This window comes from Moorena sp. SIO3B2, from assembly GCF_010692525.1.
Classification (GTDB): domain Bacteria; phylum Cyanobacteriota; class Cyanobacteriia; order Cyanobacteriales; family Coleofasciculaceae; genus Moorena; species Moorena producens.
In genome coordinates this window covers 1-1955 of record NZ_JAAHHE010000744.1, presented here as the reverse complement: position 1 = coordinate 1955, position 1955 = coordinate 1, and the positions used below count along the sequence as shown (strand labels likewise).

Annotated in this window: 3 protein-coding genes and 1 pseudogene; all 4 read left to right on the top strand. The window is 41.4% G+C overall.

Annotation, left to right across the window (positions count from 1 at the left end; genetic code table 11):
• Positions 1 to 188, top strand: a pseudogene (locus F6K38_RS40525) (IS630 family transposase); the annotation flags it as partial.
• The gene (locus F6K38_RS40520) at positions 189 to 359 is read left to right on the top strand and encodes a hypothetical protein (protein WP_008184725.1); all 171 of its coding nucleotides are present in this window, start codon (positions 189 to 191) and stop codon (positions 357 to 359) included.
• Positions 360 to 553: 194 nt separating this feature from the next.
• On the top strand, positions 554 to 1207 hold the full coding sequence (locus F6K38_RS40515; RefSeq protein WP_008184723.1) for a CHRD domain-containing protein: 654 nt from the start codon (positions 554 to 556) through the stop codon (positions 1205 to 1207).
• Positions 1208 to 1421: 214 nt separating this feature from the next.
• A partial coding sequence (locus tag F6K38_RS40510; RefSeq protein WP_502709657.1) for a helix-hairpin-helix domain-containing protein occupies positions 1422 to 1955 on the top strand: 534 nt, incomplete at its 3' end.

Here is a 1955-nt window from a genome sequence, read left to right as displayed (position 1 = left end):
AGTATAGTCCTGATTATAACTTAATTGAATTGGTTTGGCATTCAGCAAAAGAATATATTGCCAATCGAGTTTTCAAATCAATTGAAGAATTAGAATGTTTGTTAAATCATCTTTTAAATGAAGGAGGGTTAATTATAAAATGGGTACGAAAAATAAAAAACAAAGGCAATGCTGTTATCACAGTTTAAATGCGCAACAGCTTAATTGTGCGGTTATTACCCAAAATGCAACGAGTGGTTGTTGCTCGCTTCCGTAACCGCTCTGATGCAGAGGGTCACTTGCGCAGTCTCCGACAGCTGATGCCTGATGTCAAATTTGTGATTATTTTTGATACTGGGGAGGAATTAGATCAGAAGTAAATAAATAACTGGTTCTTTGTGGACGGTTGACGGTTGTTTGTGGATAGTAAACAGTTAACGGTCAACCGTCAACTCAGCAAGAAAAACGTTATCAAAGTTGACACTTGCTTGACCGCTTTTTTCTCTGATGAAAAAAAACTATAGTTATTAGGTCGGTCAAATCTCCAATTCTCTACACACTAAAGAATAAACTCATGAAACATTTCTTCGCATCTACAACCTTAGTGACAGGATTGGCATTACTGCCATCCTTCGCTATTACACCAGCCAGTGCCTATACCCTGTTTCAAGCAACATTGGACAGTGCTCAGGAAGTCGCTCCTGGAGGAGTTACCCAATCCCCAGCAACTGGCTCTGCTAGCTTAAAACTCAATGATGCTGGTACGGAACTGAGTTACAGTATTAACGTTGTTGGTGTTGACTTTAGCCAGCTAGCGGATGTAGCAAGTCCTGCAAATGCTCTAGATGTTGCTACCTTGCTCCATTTTCACCAAGCTCCCCGTGGGGAAAATGGTCCGGTAGTCTTTGGTATTTTTGGCCCGGATCAGGATAATGATGACCGCACGGTTACCTCTAACTCGGATGGCTCAACTACTATCTCAGGAATTTGGGATCTTGATGATCCTGCCAGTACTTCCTTGAGTGAGATTGCTCCTGGACTGCTGGCTACTGCTCCTGGTGCAGATACGGATCTCTATTTCAATCTTCACTCAGAAAATGACCCAGCAGGGATAATTAGAGGACAAATCATTGCTACCCCTGTCTCCGAACCTTTCTCAGTATTAGGTTTACTAGCGGTGGGAGTCATTGGTGCAGGTTCAGCCATCAAAAAAAAGCTAGTAAGCTAGTACTCTGTACTAGTACTCTGTCAATTTAGTTTTTAGGGTTAGGTGTTAGGGGTTAGGTTAATGGTTAATGGTGCTTGGTTAATGGTTAATGGTATTAGAAATACTGTTAGGTTAATAATGTTAGGTTAATAATGTTAGGTTATAGCATTTAATCCCTAATCCCTAATCCCTAATCAGGAAAAGTAAAAGTCTAGTTACCTCGTCAATTTAATCGATGGTTAAAATCATCAGCCGCAAATCCTTAGGTACTCAACCTGTCTATGATATTGGTGTCAAGGACGACCATAACTTTATTTTGGCAAACGGTATGGTTGCTTCCAATTGCTTCAACAAATCTCACTCCACGGCCTATGGCTATGTAACCTATCAAACTGCCTATCTCAAGGCGAATTACCCAGTTGAATATATGGCAGCGTTGCTGACAGCGAGTAGTAACAGCACGGACAAGATACAGAAATATATTGCTACTTGCTCAACCATGGGGATTGAGATTTTGCCACCAGATATCAATCGTTCTGATTTGGATTTTACCCCAATCTCTAATAGTATATTGTTTGGGTTTTCAGCAATCCGGAATTTGGGACACGGAGCAATTAATTGTATTATCAAGGCTCGGGAGAATGGTGGTGAGTTTAAGGCTTTGGCAGATTTATGCGATCGCGTGGATTTGCGCACCCTTAACCGCCGTGGTTTGGAAGCATTGATTTACTGTGGTGCCTTTGATAGCATTCAGCCCAACCGCCAGCAA

Bases quoted from the DNA above. Each gene is read 5' to 3' on its own strand.
- F6K38_RS40520 (WP_008184725.1), top strand. From the start codon at position 189: ATGCGCAACAGCTTAATTGTGCGGTTATTACCCAAAATGCAACGAGTG.
- F6K38_RS40515 (WP_008184723.1), top strand. From the start codon at position 554: ATGAAACATTTCTTCGCATCTACAACCTTAGTGACAGGATTGGCATTA.